General features: G+C 64.5%; 19 protein-coding genes and 1 tRNA gene. 15 read left to right on the top strand and 5 right to left on the bottom strand.

Annotated features, from left to right (window positions below; all coding sequences use genetic code 11):
- Window positions 1-10 precede the first annotated feature (10 nt).
- The 10 genes from VF194_RS05675 (at window position 11) to VF194_RS05630 (ending at window position 12,292) form a co-directional block, all read left to right on the top strand.
- Window positions 11-1,522, top strand: a complete 1,512-nt coding sequence (locus VF194_RS05675) for a 6-hydroxynicotinate reductase (RefSeq protein ID WP_330888900.1) — start codon at window positions 11-13, stop codon at window positions 1,520-1,522.
- Window positions 1,465-2,400 (top strand): UPF0280 family protein, encoded by a 936-nt coding sequence (locus VF194_RS05670; protein WP_330888898.1) that lies wholly within the window; start codon window positions 1,465-1,467, stop codon window positions 2,398-2,400. Before VF194_RS05675 ends, VF194_RS05670 begins: the two co-directional genes overlap by 58 nt.
- Window positions 2,401-2,403: 3 nt before the next feature.
- Complete coding sequence (locus tag VF194_RS05665; protein WP_330888896.1) at window positions 2,404-2,988, top strand: amino acid synthesis family protein; 585 nt, start codon at window positions 2,404-2,406, stop codon at window positions 2,986-2,988.
- Between the two features lie 57 nt (window positions 2,989-3,045).
- Window positions 3,046-4,254, top strand: coding sequence for an ABC transporter substrate-binding protein (locus VF194_RS05660; RefSeq protein ID WP_330888894.1), 1,209 nt, complete (start codon window positions 3,046-3,048; stop codon window positions 4,252-4,254).
- A gap of 81 nt (window positions 4,255-4,335) precedes the next feature.
- Window positions 4,336-6,234, top strand: a complete 1,899-nt coding sequence (locus VF194_RS05655) for an ABC transporter permease (protein ID WP_330888892.1) — start codon at window positions 4,336-4,338, stop codon at window positions 6,232-6,234.
- A complete protein-coding gene (locus VF194_RS05650; RefSeq protein WP_330888891.1) occupies window positions 6,231-6,992 on the top strand; it encodes an ABC transporter ATP-binding protein in 762 nt (253 codons plus the stop codon). Before VF194_RS05655 ends, VF194_RS05650 begins: the two co-directional genes overlap by 4 nt.
- Window positions 6,992-7,708 (top strand): ABC transporter ATP-binding protein, encoded by a 717-nt coding sequence (locus tag VF194_RS05645; protein ID WP_330888889.1) that lies wholly within the window; start codon window positions 6,992-6,994, stop codon window positions 7,706-7,708. Before VF194_RS05650 ends, VF194_RS05645 begins: the two co-directional genes overlap by 1 nt.
- Window positions 7,709-7,719: 11 nt before the next feature.
- Complete coding sequence (locus VF194_RS05640; protein WP_330888887.1) at window positions 7,720-9,762, top strand: hydantoinase/oxoprolinase family protein; 2,043 nt, start codon at window positions 7,720-7,722, stop codon at window positions 9,760-9,762.
- A 5-nt stretch (window positions 9,763-9,767) separates the two neighbouring features.
- On the top strand, window positions 9,768-11,489 hold the full coding sequence (locus VF194_RS05635; protein WP_330888885.1) for a hydantoinase B/oxoprolinase family protein: 1,722 nt from the start codon (window positions 9,768-9,770) through the stop codon (window positions 11,487-11,489).
- 14 nt (window positions 11,490-11,503) lie between these two features.
- A complete protein-coding gene (locus VF194_RS05630; protein ID WP_330888884.1) occupies window positions 11,504-12,292 on the top strand; it encodes a hypothetical protein in 789 nt (262 codons plus the stop codon).
- 4 nt (window positions 12,293-12,296) lie between these two features.
- On the opposite strand, the gene VF194_RS05625 is transcribed toward VF194_RS05630, so the two are convergent.
- Window positions 12,297-12,815, bottom strand: a complete 519-nt coding sequence (locus VF194_RS05625) for a hypothetical protein (protein WP_330888882.1) — start codon at window positions 12,813-12,815, stop codon at window positions 12,297-12,299.
- A gap of 166 nt (window positions 12,816-12,981) precedes the next feature.
- On the opposite strand from VF194_RS05625, the gene VF194_RS05620 reads away from it, so the two are divergent.
- Window positions 12,982-13,058: transfer RNA gene (locus VF194_RS05620), tRNA-His, on the top strand.
- A gap of 130 nt (window positions 13,059-13,188) precedes the next feature.
- Here the strand turns inward: VF194_RS05620 and VF194_RS05615 are convergent.
- Both VF194_RS05615 and VF194_RS05610 read right to left on the bottom strand, forming a co-directional pair.
- On the bottom strand, window positions 13,189-15,060 hold the full coding sequence (locus VF194_RS05615) for an adenylate/guanylate cyclase domain-containing protein (protein WP_330888879.1): 1,872 nt from the start codon (window positions 15,058-15,060) through the stop codon (window positions 13,189-13,191).
- Window positions 15,061-15,146: 86 nt separating this feature from the next.
- Window positions 15,147-15,767, bottom strand: coding sequence for a FecR domain-containing protein (locus VF194_RS05610; RefSeq protein WP_330888877.1), 621 nt, complete (start codon window positions 15,765-15,767; stop codon window positions 15,147-15,149).
- A gap of 244 nt (window positions 15,768-16,011) precedes the next feature.
- On the opposite strand from VF194_RS05610, the gene VF194_RS05605 reads away from it, so the two are divergent.
- Window positions 16,012-17,841: a PHA/PHB synthase family protein gene (locus tag VF194_RS05605; RefSeq protein WP_330888875.1), complete on the top strand. Its 1,830-nt coding sequence runs from the start codon at window positions 16,012-16,014 to the stop codon at window positions 17,839-17,841.
- 61 nt (window positions 17,842-17,902) lie between these two features.
- Here VF194_RS05605 and VF194_RS05600 read toward each other — a convergent pair whose 3' ends face one another.
- Window positions 17,903-18,388, bottom strand: coding sequence for a DUF2147 domain-containing protein (locus VF194_RS05600; RefSeq protein WP_330888873.1), 486 nt, complete (start codon window positions 18,386-18,388; stop codon window positions 17,903-17,905).
- An 89-nt stretch (window positions 18,389-18,477) separates the two neighbouring features.
- On the opposite strand from VF194_RS05600, the gene VF194_RS05595 reads away from it, so the two are divergent.
- On the top strand, window positions 18,478-19,572 hold the full coding sequence (locus tag VF194_RS05595; RefSeq protein WP_330888871.1) for an FIST signal transduction protein: 1,095 nt from the start codon (window positions 18,478-18,480) through the stop codon (window positions 19,570-19,572).
- A 7-nt stretch (window positions 19,573-19,579) separates the two neighbouring features.
- Here VF194_RS05595 and VF194_RS05590 read toward each other — a convergent pair whose 3' ends face one another.
- Window positions 19,580-20,635: an alcohol dehydrogenase gene (locus VF194_RS05590; RefSeq protein ID WP_330888869.1), complete on the bottom strand. Its 1,056-nt coding sequence runs from the start codon at window positions 20,633-20,635 to the stop codon at window positions 19,580-19,582.
- A 99-nt stretch (window positions 20,636-20,734) separates the two neighbouring features.
- On the opposite strand from VF194_RS05590, the gene VF194_RS05585 reads away from it, so the two are divergent.
- Complete coding sequence (locus VF194_RS05585; protein WP_330888868.1) at window positions 20,735-21,505, top strand: SDR family oxidoreductase; 771 nt, start codon at window positions 20,735-20,737, stop codon at window positions 21,503-21,505.
- A gap of 2 nt (window positions 21,506-21,507) precedes the next feature.
- Window positions 21,508-22,896, top strand: coding sequence for a cytochrome P450 (locus tag VF194_RS05580; protein WP_330888866.1), 1,389 nt, complete (start codon window positions 21,508-21,510; stop codon window positions 22,894-22,896).
- Window positions 22,897-22,911: the final 15 nt, after the last annotated feature.

Here is a 22,911-nt window from a genome sequence, read left to right as displayed (position 1 = left end):
GAGGCTTCGCATGAGCCAGGCCGTCTCCAAGACTGAAAACGTCAAGGACGACGTTGTCCGCTGCGACGCCTGCCCGGTCTTGTGCCGGATCCGGCCGGGCAAGGCGGGGGCCTGCGACCGCTACGCCAACGTCGACGGCGTGCTGACCCGCGTCGATCCCCTGGTGATATCGGACCGTACCGCCGCGCAGGGCGGCGATCTGGTGCCTTTCCTGTCGGGCAGCGAAGGCTGGAACGGCAGCGTTGCCGCGCCGCCGCCGGTGAAGCCGGCGACTGCCAGCTTCGTAACCGGCGTGGGCGCCGGCACCACCTATCCGGACTATAAGCCCGCGCCGTTCATCGTGTCCTCGCAGCACGACGGGATCGATATGGTCACCGTCGTGACCGAGGGCATCTTCAGCTATTGCGGCGTCAAGGTGAAGATCGACACCGACCGTTTCCTCGGCTCCGAGCAGGCGACCGTGCGCGTCAATGGCGAGGCCGTCGGCCATGTCACGACGGCGGAATACGGCTCGCAGATGCTCTCGATCGGCGGCGTGCATCACCTGACCGGCGGCAGCAAGAAGGAGGGCACGGTCACCTGCGATACGCTTCTGGCGCTGTGCAACAAGGACGCCGTCACCCTGCAGATCGACGACGGCGCCGAAGTCGTGGTGCAGGCCGGCAAGCCGCCGGTCGTCAACGGCAATCCCGAAGAGCGCATGCGCGTTGGCTGCGGCTCCGCCACGATCGGTATCTTCGCCAAGCAATGGCAAGGCCATTGCGATGAGGTGATCGTCGTGGACGACCACATCACCGGCGTTCTGACCGAGCATCAGGCCGGCCGCTTTCTTGACATGAAGCTGTCGGGCATCCGCGTGCGCGGACGCAAGTCCACGCCGGGCCGCTATTTCCAGGTCGCCGAGCCGGGCCTTGGCTGGGGCGGGACGAATATCTCCGATCCGCTGGAGATCATCGAAACCATCGACCCCAAAACTGCCTGGCCGGGCCTGCGCCTGCTGATGGTTTCGACCACGGGCGAGCATAGCGGCTGGTATGTGCTGGACGAAAATCTGAAGCCGCAGCCGGCCGCGATGCCGGCGCCGGTCAAGAAGGTCGTCGATCGCATCGCCGAGAATTGCGAGCCTTCGCTGTGTACCGTGCTGTTCATGGCTGGCGCCGGCGGATCGTTGCGGGCGGGCGTGACCGAAAATCCGGTGCGGCTGACGCTGTCGGTCAAGGACCGGCTGACCCGGGTCACTTCCGGCGGCGCGCCGGTCTATGTCTGGCCGGGCGGCGGCATCACCTACATGGTCGATGTCACCCGCATGCCGGACAAGTCCTTCGGCTACGTGCCGACGCCGGCCCTGGTGGCGCCCATCGAGTTCACCATGCGGCGGGAGGATTACGCCGCGCTCGGCGGCCATATGGATTACGTCATACAGTTGGACGACGTTTTGCGCGGCCAGCGGCTCAGCCGGCAGGAATGGCGCCTCGACAATCCCTGGCCGATCTCCAAACCGAGCGCCGAGGAGCAGCCATGAGCGGGCCGCAGGCGGCATGGCTGGGTACCGAAGCGGGCGGCGGCCGGCGGCTGCATATGCAGCACGGCCCGATCGATCTCATCATCGAGGCTTTCGGGGCCGAGGATGCCGTCATCAAAGCCTATCGGCAGGCCTGGGTCCGCTTTCAGGATATCCTGACGGTGCTGGTCGGCGAGCTCGAAGCGCTGCGCCGGCCGCTCGGCAACGTCCATCCGCTGTTCCGCGGTCCGGTCGCGCGTCGCATGGCCGAGGCCTGCTGGCCCCATCGAGGCGTTTTCATCACGCCAATGGCTGCGGTGGCCGGCGCGGTTGCCGACGAGATCATGGCAGCGATGCTGGCGGACAATGCCCTGGATCGGGCTTATGTCAATAATGGCGGCGACATCGCCTTTCATCTGGGTGCGGGGCAAAGCATGCGGGCGGCTGTGGTCTGCAACCCGGAGCATCCACATCTGGATGCCATTGCCACCTTGAATTCCACGGCGCCGTCTCGCGGGCTTGCAACCTCGGGCTGGCGAGGCCGCTCGTTCTCCCTCGGCATTGCCGATGCCGTCACGATTTTGGCCGAAAACGCCGCCGCCGCCGATGCCGCTGCGACGATCGTCGCCAATGCCGTCAATGTCGATCATCCGGCGATCGAGCGGGCGCCGGCACGAAGTTTGCGAGATGATACTGATCTTGGCGACCTGCCGGTGACGGTGACTGTTGGTGTACTGCCGTTTTTTGCCGTTCAGGAAGCCTTGTCGTCGGGCACGGCCATCGCCCAAGATTTGCGCCGCCGCGGTTTGATTCAGGCAGCGTTTTTATCGTTGCAGGGCGAAAGTGCCGTCATGGGCGGCGAAGCTCTGCTGGAAGATCGAAGAAGGATTGCGGGGTAGGAGATGAGTCTGGTAGAGGTCCGCAAGATCGTCTTGAGCACGGAAGAGATTTTCCACGAGGGTGGCCCGAAGGCGGCGAAACCGCCGCGGCGCGGCGCCATCGGCGCAGTACTGCGCAATCCCTATGCCGGCCGCTACGAGACCGACATCACGCCGATGATGGAGGCGCTGAAGCCGCTGGGGATCGACCTGAGCAAGCGGCTGGTCGCTGCGCTCGGCGGCGATCCGAAAGCCATCGAAGCCTATGGCAAAGGCTCCATTGTCGGCGCCGGCGGCGAACTCGAGCATGGCGCGCTGTGGCACGTGCCGGGCGGCTACAGCATGCGCGAGGTGCTGGGTGGCGCCAAGGCGATCGTGCCGTCGTCGACCAAGGTGGGCGGCGTCGGCTGCCGCATCGATATTCCGCTGCATCACATCAATGCGGCCTATGTGCGCAGCCATTTCGACGCCTTCGAATTCGGCGTTCCGGACGGGCCGCGGGACAACGAGATCCTTTTCATTCTCGCCATGAGCACGGGGCCGCGCGTGCATCATCGGGTCGGCGGCTTGCAGGCAAGCGAGATCAGGGGTGAGGATGGTCTGAGGTAAGTTCAGCGTCAGGCGTTTGCGTTTTCCATAAAACCAAAGGGAACGAGGAGGCAGATAATGAATCGCAGGACGGTGCTGAAGTGGAGTGCGGTATTGGGGGCCGCCGTTTTCGGGCTTTCGTCTGGCGCCCAGGCGCAGGACACGATCAAGGTCGGCGAGCTGAATTCGTACAAGAATTTTGCGGCCTTCCTCGAACCATACAAGAAGGGCTGGGAATTGGCGGTCGAAGAGATCAATGCCAATGGCGGCCTGCTTGGCAAGAAGCTGGAGATCGTCAGCCGCGATGACAGCGGCAATCCGGGCGAGGCCGTCCGCGCCGCCGAGGAATTGGTTTCCCGCGAAAAGGTTTCCTTCCTGATCGGCACTTTCCCCTCCAATGTGGGGCTCGCGGTGGCGAGCTTCGCCAAGGAGAAGAAGGTGCTCTTCATCGGTGCCGAGCCGCTGACCGACAAGATCGTCTGGGATCAGGGCAACAAGTACACCTTCCGCCTGCGGGCATCGACCTACATGCAGACGGCGATGCTGATCCCCGATGCGCTCAAGCTGAAGAAGAAGCGCTGGGCCATCGTCTATCCGAATTACGAATACGGCCAGGCGGCAACTGCGGCCTTCAAGAAACTGATGAAGGAAAAGCAGCCGGATGTCGAATTCGTCATCGAGCAGGCGCCGCCGCTCGGCAAGATCGAGGCCGGCGCCGTGGTCGACGCCATTGCGGCAGCGAAGCCGGATGCGATCTTTTCGTCGCTGTTCGGCGGCGACCTCGCCAAGTTCGTGCGCGAAGGCAATACGCGCGGCCTGTTCAAGAATGTCGCCGTCTTCAACCTGCTGGCGGGCGAGCCGGAATATCTCGATCCGCTGAAGGAAGAGGCTCCGGAAGGCTGGTATGTCACCGGCTATCCCTGGGATCAGATCAATACGCCGGAACACAAGAAGTTCCGCGATGCGTATATGAAGAAGTATAACGACTATCCGCGTCTTGGCTCGATCGTCGGCTATTCGACCGTCTACAGCGCCGCCGCCGTGATCAAGAAAGCCGGCAGCCTCGATACCGAGAAGCTGGTCGCGGCCATGAAGGGCCTGCAGGTTGAAACCCCGTTCGGCCCGATCACCTATCGTGCGCAGGATCATCAGTCGACGATGGGAGCTTTCGTCGGCCAGATCACCCTCAAGGACGGCAAGGGCACGATGAAGAACTGGCATTACGAAGATGGCGCGAAGTATCTGCCGTCGGATGCCGCAGTCGCCAAGATGCGTCCGGCCGAGTAAGTCGGGCCGCTTCGCTTCTGAAACGCACTCCTCTCCTCCGCCGGATGTCCGGCGGGGGAGACCATCGTCACCGGGGCTGCCTTGTCTCTCTCCAACATCGTTATCCAGTTCCTGAACGGCCTCGCCGGGGCGTCTTCGCTTTTCCTTGTCGCTGCGGGACTGTCGATCATCTTCGGTGTCAGCCGCATCGTGAACTTCGCGCATGGCTCGCTCTACATGCTGGGCATCTATGTGGCCTACAGCCTGATCGAGCTGTTCGGACGCAGTTCCATCGTCGGCTTTTGGGGCGGTGTGCTGCTGGCGGCCGTCGCCGTCGGCATCATTGGCATCGTCATCGAAGTCGTCGTCCTGCGCCGGATTTATCACGCGCCGGAGCTGTTTCAGCTTTTGGCGACCTTCGCTCTGGTGCTGGTGGTCAAGGATGCGGCGCTCTATGTCTGGGGCGCGGAAGATCTGCTGGGGCCGCGCGCGCCCGGCCTGCGCGGCGCTATCGAGATCGCCGGCCGGCACCTGCCGGATTACGATCTGCTGCTGATCTTCGTCGGGCCGGTGGTCTTCGGCCTGCTCTGGCTTTTGATGAACCGTACCCGCTGGGGCACATTGGTCCGCGCCGCCACGCAGGATCGCGACATGGTCGGCGCCCTCGGCGTCAACCAGGCCTGGCTGTTCACCAGCGTCTTCTTCCTTGGCGCTTTTCTCGCCGGTCTTGGCGGTGCGCTGCAGATTCCGCGCGAGCCGGCGCAGCTCATGCTCGATCTGACCGTGATCTCGGATGCCTTCGTGATCGTCGTCGTCGGCGGCATGGGCTCGATCGGCGGCGCCTTCCTGGCGGCGTTGCTGATCGCCGAAGCGAAAGCCTTTTGCATCGGCATCGGCGATGTCGATGTTCTCGGGATCACGCTGTCCTTCAGCAAGTTCACCTTGGTCATCGAATTCGTCATCATGGCCGTCGTTCTGGTCGTGCGGCCCTGGGGCCTGCTGGGCAAGCCGCAGGCGGTCCAGCGCGGCACCGGCATGATCGAACCGCCGCTGCATCCGCTGACCAAGGTGTTCTGGAGCGCAGTTTTCGGATTGCTGGTCCTGCTGGCCTTCATGCCGGCCATCGGCGACGAATATCTGCTCGTGCTGCTGGTCGACATCGCGGTTTTCACCGTGTTCGCCGCGACGCTGCATTTCCTGATGGGCCCGTCCGGCATGGTTTCGTTCGGCCATGCCGCCTATTTCGGTCTGGGCTGTTACGGCGCCGCGCTGGCTTTCATCAAGCTGAAGCTGCCGATGGAAATCGCGCTGTTTGCCGGACCTTTGACGGCGGGCCTGGGCGCCATGGTGTTCGGCTGGTTCTGCGTCCGGCTCAGCGGCGTCTATCTCGCCATGCTTACGCTTGCCTTCGCGCAGATCGCCTGGTCGGTGGTGTTCCAGTGGGATGAGTTGACCGGCGGCTCGAACGGCCTGATCGGACTCTGGCCCAGCGAATGGCTGAAGGACCGCACGGTCTTCTATCTAGCCGTCCTGGCGATCAGCGCCGGCGCGGTCGCTTTTCTGTGGCGCGTCATCCACGCCCCGTTCGGCTACGTCCTGCGGGCGGCCCGCGATTCCGCCCTGCGCGCCGACGCGATCGGCATCGACGTGCGCCGCTTCCAGTGGCTGGGCTTTATTCTCGCGGGCGCGCTGGCCGGCCTGGCGGGAGCCTTGTTCGCCTTCTCGAAAGGCAGCATCTCGCCGGAAGTTCTGTCGGTCTCGCGTTCGATCGACGGCCTGGTGATGGTCCTGCTCGGCGGGGTGCAGACCCTGACCGGCCCGGTTGCCGGCGCGGCGCTGTTCACCTGGCTGCAGGATGTGATCGCCCGCAACACCGAATATTGGCGTGCCATCCTTGGCCTGGCGATCCTCGTCATCGTCCTCGCTTTCCCGCAGGGGATCGCCGGCTTCATCAGGCAGGTGGCGACGAGGCTCGGCTTGATGCGGGAGACCGCGCCATGACGGTGCTGTCGGTCAAGGGCCTGCATAAATCCTTCGGCGGCGTGCAGGCCGTGCAGGATGTCAGCTTCTCGATCTCCGCCGGCGAGCTGCTGGCGCTGATCGGGCCGAACGGGGCCGGCAAGAGCACCTGCTTCAACATGCTGAACGGCCAGCTTCGCGCCGATGCGGGCGAGGTGGTGCTGCTCGGCCAGAGCCTGATCGGCCTGGCGCCGCGGCAGATCTGGCAGCTCGGCGTCGGCCGCACCTTCCAGATCACGGCCACCTTCAACTCGATGACAGTGCGCGAGAATATCCAGATGGCGCTTCTGTCCTTCCATCGTCGGCTGATGGGATTGTGGCGGCCGGCCAACGCGCTCTACCGCGACGAGGCGATGGAGCTTCTGGCCCGTGTCGGCATGGCGGATCAGAGCGAACGGCCTTGCGGCATTCTGGCCTATGGCGATCTCAAGCGGGTCGAACTGGCGATCGCACTGGCGAACAGCCCGAAGCTGCTGCTGATGGACGAGCCCACGGCGGGCATGGCACCGAGCGAGCGCGTCGCTCTGATGGAGCTGACGGCAAGGCTGGCGCGCCAGGACAACATCGCCGTGCTGTTCACCGAGCATGACATGGATGTCGTCTTCGCCCAGGCTGATCGCATCATCGTGCTGGATCGCGGCCGGCTGATCGCCGAGGGCGGCCCCGAGACGGTGCGTGCCAACGAGCAGGTGCAGGCGGTCTATCTCGGCAGCGGCACCGTATTCGCGGAGGCGCATTGATGTCTGCTGCTCCGTTGCTGAAAGTCGAAGGCCTGAACACCTATTATGGCCGGGCGCATATCCTGGCGGATCTTGCCATGGAAGCGCGGCAGGGCGAGGTGGTCGTGCTGCTGGGCCGTAACGGCGCCGGCAAGTCGACGACCATGAAATCGATCATCGGCCTGGTGCCGGCGCAGAGCGGGACCATCATGTTCGAAGGCGAGCGGATCGAGAACCACGCGCCGTATCGCATCGCGCGCCTGGGGCTGGGCTATGTGCCGGAAGAACGCCGCATCTTCACCGAGCTGTCGGTGATGGAAAACCTCGAAGTCGGCCGCCAGCCCGCGCGCGATGGCGTTCCCGCCTGGACGCCGGAGCGGTTGTTCGAGCTGTTTCCCAATCTCGGTCGCATGAAGGACCGCCCGGGCGGGCGCATGTCGGGCGGCGAGCAGCAGATGTTGACCATCGCGCGCACGCTGATGGGCAATCCGCGCCTGATTCTGCTGGACGAGCCCTCGGAAGGCCTGGCGCCGGTCATCGTGGAGCAGATGGCGAAGACCATCCTGCAACTGAAGGCGGAGGGCCTGACCGTGATGCTGTCGGAGCAGAATCTGCATTTCTCGCAGATGGTGGCCGACCGCGCCTATATCATCGAGAAAGGCCGCATTCGGTATCAGGGCACCATGGCCGAACTGGCCGCCGATGCCGCCGTGCATGAGCAATATCTTTCGGTTTGAGGAATAGTGCGATGGGTTGGATCGTCGGCATCGACGTTGGCGGCACCTTCACCGATCTGATCGGCATCGAGACGGACAAAGGCGACGTCGCTCTCGCCAAGGTGCCGACCACGCTCGACAACCAGGCTTTCGGTGTGCTGGCGGCGCTGGAGAAGGGCGGCATCGCGCTGTCGGATGCCGACATGATCGTCCATGGCACGACGACGACAACCAATGCCCTGCTGGAGCGCAAGGTCGCCCGGATTGGCCTGATCACCACCAGGGGATTCCGCGACAGCCTGGAGCTTGGCCGCCGCACCCGGCCGCAACCTTACGGTCTGACCGGCGGCTTCGAGCCGCTGGTGCCGCGCCAGTGGCGGCTGGAAGTGCCCGAACGCATGGATGCCGATGGCGAGGTGGTGGTGCCGCTGGACGAGGCGGCGGTGCGCGCGGCAGCCGAAAGGCTGAAAGCGGCCGGCTGCGAAGCCCTGGTCATCCATTTCCTGCACAGCTACATCAATCCGGCGCATGAGAAACGCGCCCTGGAGATCGCCCGCGAAATCTGGCCAAACGGCTACATCACCGCCGGGCATGAGATCCTGTCCGAATATCGCGAATACGAGCGGGGCACGACGGCCTGCGTGAATGCGAGCGTGCAGCCGATACTGCATCGTTATATCGAGCGGTTGAACGGCGAGTTGAAGAACAAGGGCTTCCGCCGCGATCTGCTGGTCATGCAGGGTAACGGCGGTACCATCGCCGCGGGCATCGTCGCCGAAGCTGCCGTCAATACGGTGATGTCGGGGCCGGCCTCCGGGGTCATGGCTGCGGCCTATACGGCGCGTGCCGCCGGCCTGCCGAACGTGATCACCTATGATATGGGCGGCACCTCCTCGGATGTCGGGCTGATCCAGGATGGCGTGCCGCAGGTTTCATCCGAACTCGAGCTCGAATACGCCATGCCGATCCATGTGCCGATGGTGGATGTGCACACCATCGGCGCCGGCGGCGGCTCGATTGCCTTCATCAACGAGGCCGGCCTGCTGCAGGTCGGGCCGGAAAGCGCCGGGGCGCGGCCGGGGCCGATCTGCTATGGCCGCGGCGGCACCCGGCCGACGATCACCGATGCCAATCTCGTGCTGGGGCGGCTGAACCCGGACGGTTTGCTCTCGGTCGACAGCGAGGTCTCGCTCGACGATGTGAAACGGGCGGTGGCCGAGCAGGTCGGCAAGCCGCTGGGCCTGGATGCGGACGGCGCTGCTGCCGCCATCCTGCGCATCGCCAACGACAAGATGGCCGGCGCGATCCGCATGGTATCGCTGAGCCGCGGTCACGATCCGCGCGATTTTGCGCTCTTCGCCTTCGGCGGTGCCGGCCCGCTGCATGCCGCGGCTCTGGCGCGTGAACTTGGCATTCCGAAATTGCTGATCCCGGCGCGACCCGGGATTACCAATGCGCTTGGCTGCGTGGTTGCCGATCTGCGCCATGATTATGTCCGCACGGTGAACAAGCCGCTTGCCAACCTGCCGGACGGCCTGGTGGAACAGGTGCTGTCGGAGCAGATTGCCGACGGCATGGCGACGCTCGAGCGCGACGGCGTCGCCGTCGATGGCGTCCAGGTATTGCATTCGGCGGACATGCAATTCCAGGGGCAGAGCCATCTGCTGACCGTTGCGGTGCCGGACAAGGGCATCTCGCGCGAGGCTTTGCAGAAGACCTTCGAAGCCGCTTACTGGCAGCGCTTCGAGGTCGAACTGCCGGAAATCCGCGCCGTTCTCGTCAATCTGCATACGGCCGTGATCGGCCGGCGCCCCGACCTGTCTCTGGAACGGCTTCTCTCCGCGGCGCCGGCCAAGGATGTCGCCGGCGCCCGCACAGGCAGCCGCAAGGTGTGGTATGCTGCCGGCGGCTGGCAGGATACGCCGATCTACGATCGCGAACGGCTGCCGCGCGGCGCAAGCTTTGCCGGCCCCGCGATCCTGGAGCAGCTCGACACGACTGTCGTGATCGAACCCGGCAATCAGGTGCTTGTCGACAGGCTCGGAAACCTGATCGTTTCGGTGAATGGGGAGTAGGAAGGATGGCAACGACGATCGATCCCGTCACCCTGGTCGTCATCCAGAATGGCCTGCAGCAGGTCTGCAACGAGATGGACCTGGCCTTCTGCCGCGCCGCCTTCTCGCCGGTCATCTCGGAAGCGCTTGACCGCTCGGATGGCATCTATCACGGCGTCACCGGCAAGCTGATCGCGCAGGGCGATCTCGGCCTGCCGGTTTTCGTCGGCACCATGCAATTCTCGACGCAGGCCGTCATCGAACGTGCACGCAAGACGCCGCTGCTGGCGCCGAAACCGGGCGATGTCTACATCGTCAACGATCCGTATCTCGGCGGCACGCATCTGATGGATGTGCGCTTCGTCAAGCCGTTCTTCTATAAGGGCAGGCTGTTCTCCTGGCTCGCCAATACCGGCCATTGGCCGGATATCGGCGGCATGGTGCCGGGCGGCTTCTCCGCCAATGCCACGGAAGTGGAGCAGGAGGGGCTGCGGCTGCCGCCCGTCAAGCTTTACAAGGAAGGCGTCCTGGATGAGGAGATCCTGTCGATCATCCTCAGCAACATCCGGATCGCCGATCAGCGCATCGGCGATATCAAGGCGCAGGCGGCGGCGCTCGCTATCGGCGAGAAACGCCTGACGGCCTTGCTCGACCGTTACGGTGCCGATGTCGTCGAGCAGGCGATCGAGGAATTGAAACAGCGCGCCAGCCAGCAGATGAGCGCCCGCATCCGCAGCATCCCCGATGGCACCTACGAAGGTTCGGCGATAGTCGATTCCGACGGTGTCGTCGACGAACCTCTCGTCATCAAGATGAGGATCGACAAGCGGGATGGCGAGCTGCATTTCGACATGACCGGCTCCAGCCCGCCATGCCGGGGGCCGATGAACAGCGTCATCGCAACCACCTATTCGTCGATTTATCTGGCGGTGAAGCACATCTTTCCCGATGTGCCGATCAATGCGGGCACCTTCGAGCCGCTGAAGATCAAGGACCCGCACGGCACGTTTCTTTATGCAAAATATCCGCGCCCGGTCTCCGGCTGCGCGGCGGAAGTCAGCCAGCGCATCGCGGAAGCGGTATTCAACGCCCTGGTAAAAGCCTTGCCGGATCGTCTGTTCGCCGCCCCGGCGGGCACCTCCGGGAACTTCGCCCTTGGCGGCTACGATCCGAAGCGCGATCGCTCCTATGTGATGTATGTGATCTCCGGCGGCGGTTATGGCGGCTGGTATGGCGGCGATGGCCTGACCAACGGCTGCTCGACCATCGGCATTTCGAAGACGACGCCGATCGAGGTGATGGAACAGTATTACCCGGTGCTGTTCGAGGAATATTCGCTGCACGAGGGATCGGGCGGCGCCGGACAGTATCGCGGCGGCTTCGGCGTCAATTACACGATCAAATTGCGGCGTGGCGAGGCGCGCGCCAGCATGGTGATGGATCATGGCCGTACCGGTCCGCGTGGCGTGCTGGGCGGCGAGGATGGCGGCACCAACAAGGTCGGCATCGAGATCGCCCAGAAGGATGGTACGCATGTTTACGTGCCGCCGCATCTGTCCAAGGATCAGGACATCCAGATCAAGGCAGGCGACCGCGTCCATGTCTCGACTCCCGGCGGTGGCGGCTTCGGCGATCCGAAGAAGCGCGATCCGGCGTTGATCGCCCGCGACCTGGAGCGCGGGTACTATACCGAGCAGCAGATCCGGGAACGTTTCGGCGCGGTTCCGTCGCGCTCCGCTGCAGAGTAGCGCAAGATCGCGATATGCTGGCCGAGTTGCTCGTCTGGGCGGGTGTCGCGGCGTCGCCGTCGGCCCGGCGGCTGGGATATGCCAGATCCGCCGTCAGCCTGTGGTCGCGGCGGCGGCGTTGCGCTGCGGCCTGGCGCGAACACGAGATAAACAGCCGCCGCTTCGTCCTGGACTTCGCGGAAAGCTGCCGGCATCGCGATAGCCTCTGGCTGCTCGGCGCCGGCCTCTTGGCGGACATTCCGCTTGCCGAACTGTCGGCGATGTTCCGCCATGTCCTGGTTTTCGATATCGCCCTGCTGGCGCAGGCGCGGCGGAAAATCCGGCGGTTCGGAAATGTCGAACTGCGGCTCGCCGACATCACCGGCATTGTCGCGCCGCTTGCCGAATGGCGCGCCGGTATGCCGCTGCCGATCCCTTCCGATGAAGCACTGCGCGATCTCGATCCGGTGCCGCCGGACGGGATCGTTTCGCTCAATATTCTGTCGCAATTGCCTTTGCTGCCGATCGACTACCTGCGGCGCCGGAACGTGCCGCAGCAAGCCGCCGAAGATTTCGGCAGGCAGATCATCCGCGCCCATCTCGATGGATTGGCATCGCTGTCCTGTCCGGTTGCGCTTGTTTCAGATGCGCTCCGCATCTGGCGCAACAAGGCCGGCGAGCCGGTGATGGACGAGAGCGCGCTGCTCGGCATGCGCTTGCCCTCACCGGTGAAGGAATGGAACTGGCTGCTGGCTCCGCGAGGAGAGATCGATCCGGCGACGGCTTTGGAACTGCGGGTTCACGCCGTTCAGATGGCCAGTTAGGCGGTCACTTCTTTTTCGCGCCGGTATCGAACTTCTTCTGTTCCTGGATCGATTCGATCACGAAACCGCGTTCGGGCGGGAATTTACGCATGATCGTCCGGCGCACCTCGTCCTCATTGGTGGCCTGCAGCTCGACATAGTTGATCTCGCCCCATTTGTCGTCGAGCTGACGATGCTTTTCGCCCATCATATGGGCGCGGCGCACTTCCTGGTTATAGATGCCGATGGAGAAGGTCTTGGTGTTGGTCTCCTGAGCGATGGCCTGGCCCGCCAGCTTTTCCAGCTTGGTGATCTGCGCTTCCAGCTCGAACTTCTGCTTGGTGAGTTCGGCGATCTTCTGCTGGGCGTTGCGGGTCAGCTTTTCCAACTCGTCCAGCCGCTGGCCGCGGCGGATCACTTCCTGCGAACTCCATTCATAGGCCATCACCTGCCGCTTATGCTGCGCGATGAGCTGCAGCACGATGAAGACGGCGCCGGGAATGCCGATCAGGAAGGCGGCGATTATGAGCCAGAAAGACGTCATCTACTTGTTGTTTAGCGGAGCCGTAAATCTCTCGCAAGGTGCTGAAAAACCAAAGAAAGTTAACCAACACGGTAAAGTAGAATAACTCTCTGCCGGACCGCCCTCCCGCGCCAAGGCGATGCTTGACCGGAGCCGGGCTCAGGGGTTAAGAAGCGCCTGCCCTGTGGCGGGGGTAGCTCAGTTGGTTAGAGCACCAGATTGTGGCTCTGGGGGTCGCGGGTTCAAGTCCCGTTCCTCGCCCCATGAATTTTGCGGCCGATCAATGGTTTATCCGTTGGTCGGCCGTTTCATTTCGGGGCTGTGTGTCACTTGTCCCGCCGGTATGTGCCGCTTTGCCCGCCCTCGCGTGAACCTTCGTGCCGCGCAGAGCCGCCTAGAGTGGCTGGTGTTCCAGTGTCCAGACACTCAGCTTTTCGCTGCGTCCCCGGATCGGTTGTGGCGGCAGCTCGGCAAACCCCGCCAGCAAATCTTTCCGGCCAGCCTGCTGCACGGCCGCGGCCACCGGGCCCGAGATCGTGATTATGCTGGCCGCGGAACGGCCGAAGGCCTCCAGCCGGGCGGCGACGTTGACGGTGTCGCCGGCGGCGGAAAAGTGCATCTGCATGCTGCCGCCGAGCCGGCTGATCATCACCATGCCATAGTGAATGCCGACACGGATCACCAGCGGCTCTTGTCCCTCGGCCACCAGCTTGCGGCTCCAGTTTTCGCATTCCTCGATCAGGTGGCGGGCGCAGGTCAAGGCGGCGATCGGATCTTCGGGCGAAGCGCCGCGGATGCCGAAGATCACCATCGCCCCGTCGCCGAGGAACTGGTCCAGCATGCCGCCATGCGCCAGGACCGCCCGTTCGATGCAGCCGTGAAAATCGCGCAGGAAACGCGCCGCCGCTTCGGGCTGCAACCGTTCGCAGCGTGCGGTGAAGCCCGCCATGTCGACGAAAAGGATGGCGGCCATCTGCCGGTGTTCGGTGGCTTCCGCCGGTCCGCGCGCCAGAAGATCCGCCACCAAAGGGGAGTGATAGCGGGCCAGATTGGATCTTTGTCTTTCCATGTCGCGCCGGCCGCGCCTCTCGGCGATCACGCGGCTGGCGGCAATCACGCTCGAACTCAGCAGAATGCCCAGCGTCGGAAAGGTCAGGTTGAGCCAGATCAGATGCACCTGGAAGGCCCATTGCGCCACCGTCATCAGCAGGAGGATCGTCGCGACCGCCGCCCCGGCCGGTGCGACGGAAAAGGGAAGATATCCCAACAGGAAGGTCGCCAGGCAGGCGCCGATGATGGCGATTGCATCCCAGCGCAGGACCGTTGCATCGTGGCGCAGCACTTGATCGTGCATGATATTGGCTGTTGCGGTCGCAAGGGCTTCGACGCCGGGAAAATTGTGACTGAACGGCGTGGCGAAGGTATCCCCGACACCGGTTGCGGTTGCGCCGATGAGCGCCACGCGGCCGGCCAGAGCTTGCGCTGGAACCTGCCCCGCAAGCAGGTCGCGCAGCGAAAAGGTCGGGATCGTCTTCGGCGGACCGTAGTAGAAGACCGGGGCTTGCAGATAGGGATCCGTCGGGATCACCTTCTCGCCGAGCGACAAGCCCCGGCCCGGCAGAACCACCGCATCGCCGCGGGTCAGGCCGCGGAAATGGCGCGCCAGTTCCGTCATGAAAGACGGGACATAGCGGCCGCCGACTTCGACCGCCAGACTGAGTTGCCGCAGGATGCCGTCCTGATCCGGCAGCACATTCACATGGCCCAGATCGGCGTGTTCGCGAAGCGGCGCGATCGGGGCAAGGAGCCCGGTCGCATCGATGGCAAGACCCGGAGTCCCGGCATGCCGGATCACCGGGAGCGAAACCTGCCGGACGAGATGGATGGAGGCGATGTCCATCTCCTTGCCCGGATCAAATGTGAAAGCCAGGGGCAGGACCGTTCGAATGGTGGCAATGGCCTCGGCAAGCGCGGTATCTCCGTCTGCAGCGGCGGCCGCATCGGCGGTCGGGTCCGGCCCCAGCAGCAGCAGGTCCAGGCCGATCACGCGCACATCAGCCGCCGCCAGCCTGGTTATCGCATCTGCCAGAATGATCCGCGGCAGCGGCCACCGCTTGAGGGGTTCCATCGAGGCGTCATCGATTGCGATGATGGCGATATCGGAGGGGGCTTGGATCGGGCCGCGGATCTGGAAACGCCAGGTCAGCGTCTGTCCTTCGATGGCGCCGAAGAGCGGCGTATCGCGCCAGAACAGATAGCCGGTCATCGTCGACACGCCTATCAAAAGGGCAAGGGCAATGCGGGGAAAGGCCCGACTGCCCCGTTCGACGATATCCGTCAATCGCGTCGGCATCACTGGAAGCTGGTACGGCTCAATGCGGATTCGGCGCGCGGTCTGCCCCAGGGCGCCGGCGGCGTCGGATCTGCATCGGCGGCAACGTTGGTGCCCAGGCCGGCATCCACGGTTACGCTGTTGCCGGTGCGGCGGTTGGAAACCGCGACGCTGCCCTTCAGAACCAAGACGCCGGTCAGTGCCGGCTGCGCCTCGGTGATCCATTCGGTCGAACGGGCAGCCGCCACCGCCGTGGGCGTGCGAATCTGAAATCCCCGGCGGTCGGCATTCGCCGAGATGGCGACGCGGAGTATGCCCTGAAGCAGTTCCAGAACCATGTTGCTCTGGTTTTGCATGTTGGCGAGATCCTGCATCGATACGCTGCTCTCCGGGCCGACCGTGATCTCGGCGCGGCCGGTGCAGGCTACGCGCAGGCGCGTCTTGTTGCCGGTGACCAGTTGATCATCGGGCCATATCCCGGCACCGCGGCCGAGCCGCATGCTCGTTCCCTGCCGCAGCACCAGGGCGAAGCCGCGAAGGTTGCTGACGGAGCAGGGCGCCTGGCTCTGGCTCTGGCTCTGGCTCTGGGCTTGAGCTTGAACGGCGAAGGCGGTTAGGCCTGCTGCCAGGCCGGCAAACATTGCGGCCCGACCAACCAGATGCGGCCACCGCCGGTTTCGGCAAAGTCTGGTTTGCTGGTTCAATTCGCGTCCCCGGGGATTCGTGCATTTCCGCGATAAATCGCGAGCAGGGAAACGATACTGGCCAGCCTTCGGTTCCCTTCGCGAAACCGGCGAAACGGCGATTTTGTGACTTGCGTCAGATCAATGCGGGAAAAGCCCCATGCCGTCAGCATAGAAAGGTTCGGAGCCGAGGAATATGCCGATGCCAGCCGAGCCCGCCCGCAGCGATCAACACGCCCTCACGCCCGCGCAGCTTCCGGCGCCCGTGGCGGCGCCGTTCCATATGCCGCTGGCGCCGGACCGGGACGAACCGCAGGACTTCCCGCTCGACAGGCTGCTGAACGCCTCCCTCGCGCAGATGACCCATGGATTGTCGCCGGCCTCTCTGCTGGGGTCTTACTGGGATTGGGCTGTGCATCTGGCCGCAGCGCCGGGAAAACAGCTCGAGCTGATACGCAAGGCCATCCGGAAGGCGATCCGGTTTCAGCATTACGCCTTTCAATGCGCCCGCCAGCGCCACGAGGCAGGCAGCTTATGCATCCAGCCTTTGCCGCAGGACCGGCGTTTCGCTGCGCCCGAATGGCAGGCGCCGCCGTTCAACCTGATCTATCAGGCCTTTCTGCTGCAGCAGCAATGGTGGCACAACGCGATCAACGGGGTACGCGGGGTTTCGCCGCATAACGAGCAGGTGGTGTCCTTCGCGGCGAGGCAGATACTCGATGTCTTCTCGCCGGGCAATTTCCTGTTCACCAATCCGGTTGCCTTGAAACGGACAATCGAGGCTGGCGGCCTCAATCTGATTCGCGGCTTCCAGAACGTGATAGAGGATTGTCAGCGTGCGGTATTGGGCCAGCCGCCGGCCGGGGCGGAGGCGTTTCAGGCCGGCAAGAATGTCGCCGTCACGGAAGGGAAAGTCGTTTTCCGCAATCAACTGATCGAGTTGATCCAGTATGCGCCGCAAACGCCGGACGTATACGCCGAGCCGGTGCTGATTGTGCCAGCCTGGATCATGAAATACTACATCCTCGATCTTTCGCCGCATAACTCGCTGGTCCGCTACCTGGTCGAGCAGGGGCATACCGTCTTCATCATTTCGTGGAAGAATCCGAGCTATGCCGACCGCGATCTCCGGATGGAGGATTATCGTCAGCTTGGCGTGATGGCGGCACTGGATGCAGTGAACGCCATTTGCCCGGATCGGCGGGTCCACGGCGTAGGGTATTGCCTCGGCGGCACCTTGCTCAGCATTGCCGCCGCCGCGATGGCCCGCGATGGCGACGGCCGGCTGGCGACGCTGACCTTGCTGGCCGCGCAGACCGATTTTACGGAAGCCGGCGAACTGACCTTGTTCATCGACGAAAGCCAGGTCAGTTTCCTCGAGGACATGATGTGGGAACGGGGCTATCTGGATACCAAACAGATGGCCGGCGCATTCCAGCTGCTGCGCTCGAACGATCTGATCTGGTCGAAGATGGTGAATGAATATATCGACGGCGAACGCCAGCCAATGAGCGATTTGATGGCGTGGAATGCCGACCAGACGCGCATGCCCTACCGGATGCATAGCGAATATCTGCGGCAATTGTTTCTGCGCAACGATCTGGCGGAGGGCCGCTTTCGGGTCGGCGACCGGGCGATTGCCCTCACCGATATCCGGGCGCCGATCTTCGCGGTCGGCACTGTATGGGACCATGTCGCGCCTTGGCGGTCGGTCTACAAGATCATCCGCCTGGCCGATACTGACGTGACCTTCCTGCTGACCAGCGGCGGCCACAATGCGGGGATCGTGAGCGAACCGGGCCGCGCCAACCGCCGCTTCAAGATGGCGCATCGTTGTGAGCGCGATCCTTACGTCGATCCGGATGAATGGGAGGCGCAGACGCCGGTCCAGCCGGGCTCCTGGTGGCCGGCCTGGCAGGGATGGCTGGCCGAGCATTCGAGCGGAAAGGTGGCGCCGCCGAAGATGGGCAACAAGGCGGCCGGCTATGCGCCCCTCGCGGCGGCGCCTGGCACTTACATTTCCGGCACCTGATTTACGGCACCCGAACGGCAGCGCCCCGGTGGCGTCTCTGGCGGGGTCTCTGGCGGAATCTCTACTGCGCCGCAGGAGATGAGGAGGCGCCATCCTGCCTCAGCCAGACCTGGGTCCGGCCCAGCAACGGCGTCCCGACATAGCCCCGCACCCGCAGGGACCGGCCATCATCCGCCAGGCTGACCTTCGCGTTGTATATTTTGCCGTTTTTCGGGTCGAGGATGGCGCCATGCGCCCAGTCGTCGCCATCGCGCTTCAGACCCCACAGGAAGGTCATGCCGATGATCGGCTGGTTCTTGCGCGCGCCTTCGCATTTTTCGCAGACCGGGTCGGGTTTTTCGTCCGGGCGATAGAAGATTTTCACGATCCGGCCTTGCAGTTCGTCGCCGACTTTGCGGATTTCCACCAGACTGCGCTCGGTATTGGTCTCGTCATCGATGGTTTTCCACAGGCCCACCGGATCGTCCACGCCCCCGGCATGCGCCGATCCGCCCGGCAGCAGGAGGGCCAAAGACAGGGCCGAGAAAACCACTGCGCGGCGCAACATGATGCCCTCCCTCTGCTATTGTCGATTTAGACGGATCGATAACTTCGCCAAAACCATTATACTCTATCGCGACGCAGAGGAGACCCGGCATGAGCGACCAGACGACCGGTTCACGATTTCGCCTCGGCATCGGGGCGGCGGAAGACTGGCGCATCGCCGTCGACGGCTGCTTGCTGCAACTGATGCCGCTGCCGGAGGCAGCCAATGTCGGCTTCGTCTATATCAGCGACCGCATGGCCGATCAGCTGCCGCGCATCCTGCGGCGCCTGAGCGATGCGACCGGTATTACCGCCATGGTAGCGGCCTGCGGCTATAGCGTAGCCGCCGGCGGCACCGAATATTGCGACGAGCCGGTCGTCGCCTGCCTGATCGGAACGGTGCCGGAGGACAGCGCCACCCTGTTTCGCGACCCCGCCGAACGGCCGCAGGGCTGGCTCGGCGTGGTGCATGCCGATCCGCAGGTGCCGGCCTTGCCGGAACTGATCGAGGATTTCGCCGATGCCAGCGGCGCCTATCTGGTCGGCGGCTTGATCGCCGCCCGCGGGCCGCGGCCGCAATGGGCCGGCAAAGGTGTCGAGGGCAGCGTTTCGGGTATCGTCTTTTCCGAGGCGCAGCCGATGCTGACCGGACTGACGCAGGGCTGCAGCCCGATCGGCGGCGTGCATGAAGTGACCGCCGCCGACGGCAATGTGCTGCTGGAACTCAACGATCGCCCGGCCTATGACGTGCTGCGGGATTGCTTCTCGGTGGAATCGTTGCAGGATTTGCGCAAGCTCAGCACCGGCCTGATGGTCGGCCTGCCGGTCAGCGGCGCCGACCGGCCGGACTACATGGTCCGCAACATCGTCGGGGTCGACCCGCAGGCGGGCGGCATCGCCATCGGCGCCATGGTGGAGGAGGGCGACTCGATCTTCTTCTGCCGCCGCGATGTCGAAAGCGCCGGCCGCGACATGGATCGCATGCTCGGCGATCTCAAGCGCCGCTGCGGCGAGCGTGTGCCGCGCGGGGCGCTGTGGTTCTCCTGCATGGCGCGCTGCCAGGATCAGTTCGTGCGCGATCCCGGCGAACTGGCGCGGATTCAGACCGTCTTCCCCGATCTGCCGCTGGTCGGCATGTATTGCGGCGGCGAGATCGCCCAGTCGCGGCTTTACGGCTATACCGGCGTGCTGACGCTGTTTCTCTGACCGGCTGTCACGGCTGCAGTACGATGCGGCCGACCACTTCGCCGGCTTTCAGCGCCGCAAGCGCCGCCGTCGCCTGCTCCAGCGGATGCGTGGCTATCGGCAGGGCCGGCAGCGTCGTCCGCTGCGCGAGGTCCAGCAATTCCCGCATCTCCTGCAGGCTGCCGACGTAAGAGCCGGAAACGCGCAGGCCCTTCAGGACATGCAGTCCGATCGAAAGCGTCACGGCGCCGCCGAGCAGGCCGACGGTGACGAGATGCCCGCCCTTGCGCAGGCTGCCATAGGCGAATTCGAAGCTTGATGCCGCGCCGGCAAAATCGATTGCGCCGGAGACGCCGCCGGTCGCCTTGAGCAGGGCCTTCAGGGCACCCTCGGCGCGCGGATCGACCGCCTCTTTCGCGCCGAGCTGCAGCGCGGCCGCGCGCTTGGCCGGGTCGATATCCGCCACGATCGGGGCCTGCCCGGTCACGGCCTTGGCCAGGGCGACGGCGTTCAGGCCGACGCCGCCGGCGCCGACGATCAGCAGGCTATGACCGTCCGCCAGCCGGCCGATCTTTTTCAAAGCCGAGAAGGCGGTCAGTCCCGAGCAGGCATAGGTCGCGGCCAGGCCCGGGTCGAGATCGCCGATATCGAGCAGGTATTTTTCATCCGGCACCAGGACATGGGTCGCATAGCCGCCGTCGCGGAAGATGCCGATCGCCTGCTGGGCGCCGGCGCATAGATGCTCCATGCCGTCGCGGCAGGGCGGACAGGTGCCGCAGCCGATCCAGGGAAACACCAGCTTGCGCTGTCCCGGCCTGACCGACCTGGCCTCAAGTCCCGCGGCAGCGACGGTGCCGACGATCTCGTGCCCCAGCGTCAAGGGCAGCAGCGCGCCGTTGTTGGCGGCCGGAACGCGCTTGCCGTTGCCGAGGTCGAAATAGCCGTCCCAGATATGCAGATCGCTGTGGCAGACGCCGCAGCGCTCGATTTTGACCAGCACCTCGCGGCCCTGCGGCGTCGGCTCGGGTTTTTCGGTCGCGGTGAGCGGCTTGCCGAATTCGGCCACCTGATAGCAGCGCAGCATGGGCGTCCTCCGTAACATCCAGCCGGAATGCTAAGGAGGCCGGCAGGCTGGTGTCCAGCGCCTAAAACGGTAAACTTACCGGACAGAGGAGGACGAGACATGGGAATGCTACAGCGGTTGTTCGATTTGTCCGGTCAGGTGGCGTTGATCACCGGCGCTTCGCGCGGCTTCGGGCTGGAATTCGCCAAGCTGTTCGCCGAGGCCGGCGCGGTGGTGGTGATCAATGGCCGTCACGCCGAGACGCTGCAGACCGCTGCCGATGTCGTGCGGCGCCACGGCGCGGTCGAAACCGCCGCCTTTGACGTTGCCGACATTCCGGCGGGCGAGGCGGCGATCGCCGCCATCGAGAAGACCCATGGCCGGCTGGACATTCTGATCAACAATGCCGGCATGAACATCCGCAAGCCGCTGGACGATTACGGGGTCGACGACTGGCGCCAGGTGATCGAGGTCGATCTGACCGCCGCCTTCGCGCTGTCGCGCGCCGCCTCGCGCGGCATGGTCAGGCGCGGCTATGGCAGAATCATCAATATCGGCTCGGTATTGTCGGTGAAGGGGCGCGCCAGCATTCCGGCCTATACGGCGGCCAAGCACGGCCTTCTGGGGCTGACCAAGTCCTGCGCCGCCGAGCTTGGCGCCGCCGGCGTGACCTGCAACGCCATCGCGCCGGGCTATTTCGAAACCGAGATCAATGCCGAGTTGCTGGCGCGGCCGGATTTCGTCAAGTTCGTCAACGATCGCACGCCGTTGCGCCGCTGGGGCAAGCCGGAGGAACTGGCCGGCGCGGCATTGTTCCTCGCGTCACCCGCCGCCTCTTATGTGAACGGCCATCTGCTGACCGTCGACGGCGGCATGACAACCACGTTCTGATCATGGCATCCGTGGCGCAGAGCATCGGTTTCGTTCCGGCCAGGCCGGAGCCGCTCGAAGAGCGCCTGCCGCTGTTCCGGCTGATCAGGACGCTGCGCCACAATACCATCGGTGCCTGGACTCGACAGGCATACGAGCGCGATATCCTGGTCTACCGGACGCTGTTCCGGCCGATCATTGTCGCCAATCATCCCGACCTGATCCGGCATGTCCTGCTCGACAACGTGGCCAATTATGCGCGCGATCCGCTTGGACGCCGCATCCTCGAGCCCGGACTGGGCAAGGGGTTGCTGACCAGCGACGGCGAGTTGTGGAAGCGCCAGCGCCGCATGATGGCGCCGCTGTTTCAGCCGCGCCGTCTGGCGGGCTTCGCGGAAACAATGAGCGATCGCGCAGCGGCATTGGCAGAGCGCCTGTCGTCGTGGCCGCCTGGATCGCGTATCGATATGGCGCAGCAGATGATGCTGGTCACCCTCGACATCATCGCCCGCACCATGTTCGGTGCCGATATGGGCATCGACGTCTCCGCGGTCGGCGCGGCGATGGACCGCTATCAGGCGACGGTGCGGCCGAATATCCCCGACCTGCTAGGCCTGCCGCACTGGGTGCCGCGGCCCGATGCCGCCGAAGGGCGCAGGGCTCTGGCGGCGATGGATGCGATCATCCGCGATTTGATCCGGCGCCGCCGCGAACGCGCCGCGCAGGGCGGCGAGCTCGGTTCCGATCTGCTCGGCCTGCTTCTTGCCGCCGTCGATGATGAGAGCGGCAGCGGCATGACCGATACGGAAGTGCGTGACCATATGGCGACCTTCTTCCTCGCCGGGCATGAAACGACGGCGACGGCCCTGGCCTGGACCTGGTACCTGCTCGCCAACGCCCCCGAGGTGGAAGCGAAGCTGCACGCGGAACTCGATGCGGTGCTGGCTGGCCGGCCGGCGGTGTATGGCGATTACGACAAGCTGGTTTATACCCGGACGGTGATTGAGGAGGCGATGCGGCTCTATCCGCCCGCGCATACCACCTCGCGGGCGGCGAAAGCCGATGATCGTTTCGGCGACCTGGCGATCCCGAAGGGCACCAATATCATCATCTCGCCCTGGCTGATGCATCGCCATAAGCTGTATTGGAAGAACCCGGACGTATTCGATCCGGAGAATTTCGCGCCGGCACAGGCCGCACAGCGCCGCCGCTATGTCTATCTGCCATTCGGCGCCGGCCCGCGGATCTGCATCGGGCAGGGCTTCGCCATGATCGAAGCGGTGCTGATCCTGGCAACGCTGGCGCAGCGGCTGCGCTTCCGCCTGCCGCCGGGCGTCTCGATCGAGCCGATCGGCAAGATCACCTTGCGGCCGTCACCCGGTCTGCCGATGACGATAGAGCCTCGCCACTGAATCCCATCCTGAACG

Source organism: Ferrovibrio sp. (assembly GCF_036381655.1).
Lineage (GTDB): Bacteria > Pseudomonadota > Alphaproteobacteria > Ferrovibrionales > Ferrovibrionaceae > Ferrovibrio.
The sequence above is the reverse complement of the archived record's forward strand: the minus strand, read 5'-3'. Positions and strand labels throughout refer to the sequence as shown.

Coding starts and splice junctions, on each gene's coding strand:
- VF194_RS05675 (WP_330888900.1), top strand. CDS start 11: ATGAGCCAGGCCGTCTCCAAGACTGAAAACGTCAAGGACGACGTTGTC.
- VF194_RS05670 (WP_330888898.1), top strand. CDS start 1,465: ATGGCGCCTCGACAATCCCTGGCCGATCTCCAAACCGAGCGCCGAGGA.
- VF194_RS05665 (WP_330888896.1), top strand. CDS start 2,404: ATGAGTCTGGTAGAGGTCCGCAAGATCGTCTTGAGCACGGAAGAGATT.
- VF194_RS05660 (WP_330888894.1), top strand. CDS start 3,046: ATGAATCGCAGGACGGTGCTGAAGTGGAGTGCGGTATTGGGGGCCGCC.
- VF194_RS05650 (WP_330888891.1), top strand. CDS start 6,231: ATGACGGTGCTGTCGGTCAAGGGCCTGCATAAATCCTTCGGCGGCGTG.
- VF194_RS05645 (WP_330888889.1), top strand. CDS start 6,992: ATGTCTGCTGCTCCGTTGCTGAAAGTCGAAGGCCTGAACACCTATTAT.
- VF194_RS05640 (WP_330888887.1), top strand. CDS start 7,720: ATGGGTTGGATCGTCGGCATCGACGTTGGCGGCACCTTCACCGATCTG.
- VF194_RS05635 (WP_330888885.1), top strand. CDS start 9,768: ATGGCAACGACGATCGATCCCGTCACCCTGGTCGTCATCCAGAATGGC.
- VF194_RS05630 (WP_330888884.1), top strand. CDS start 11,504: ATGCTGGCCGAGTTGCTCGTCTGGGCGGGTGTCGCGGCGTCGCCGTCG.
- VF194_RS05625 (WP_330888882.1), bottom strand. CDS start 12,815: ATGACGTCTTTCTGGCTCATAATCGCCGCCTTCCTGATCGGCATTCCC.
- VF194_RS05615 (WP_330888879.1), bottom strand. CDS start 15,060: ATGACCGGCTATCTGTTCTGGCGCGATACGCCGCTCTTCGGCGCCATC.
- VF194_RS05610 (WP_330888877.1), bottom strand. CDS start 15,767: ATGTTTGCCGGCCTGGCAGCAGGCCTAACCGCCTTCGCCGTTCAAGCT.
- VF194_RS05605 (WP_330888875.1), top strand. CDS start 16,012: ATGCCAGCCGAGCCCGCCCGCAGCGATCAACACGCCCTCACGCCCGCG.
- VF194_RS05600 (WP_330888873.1), bottom strand. CDS start 18,388: ATGTTGCGCCGCGCAGTGGTTTTCTCGGCCCTGTCTTTGGCCCTCCTG.
- VF194_RS05595 (WP_330888871.1), top strand. CDS start 18,478: ATGAGCGACCAGACGACCGGTTCACGATTTCGCCTCGGCATCGGGGCG.
- VF194_RS05590 (WP_330888869.1), bottom strand. CDS start 20,635: ATGCTGCGCTGCTATCAGGTGGCCGAATTCGGCAAGCCGCTCACCGCG.
- VF194_RS05585 (WP_330888868.1), top strand. CDS start 20,735: ATGGGAATGCTACAGCGGTTGTTCGATTTGTCCGGTCAGGTGGCGTTG.
- VF194_RS05580 (WP_330888866.1), top strand. CDS start 21,508: ATGGCATCCGTGGCGCAGAGCATCGGTTTCGTTCCGGCCAGGCCGGAG.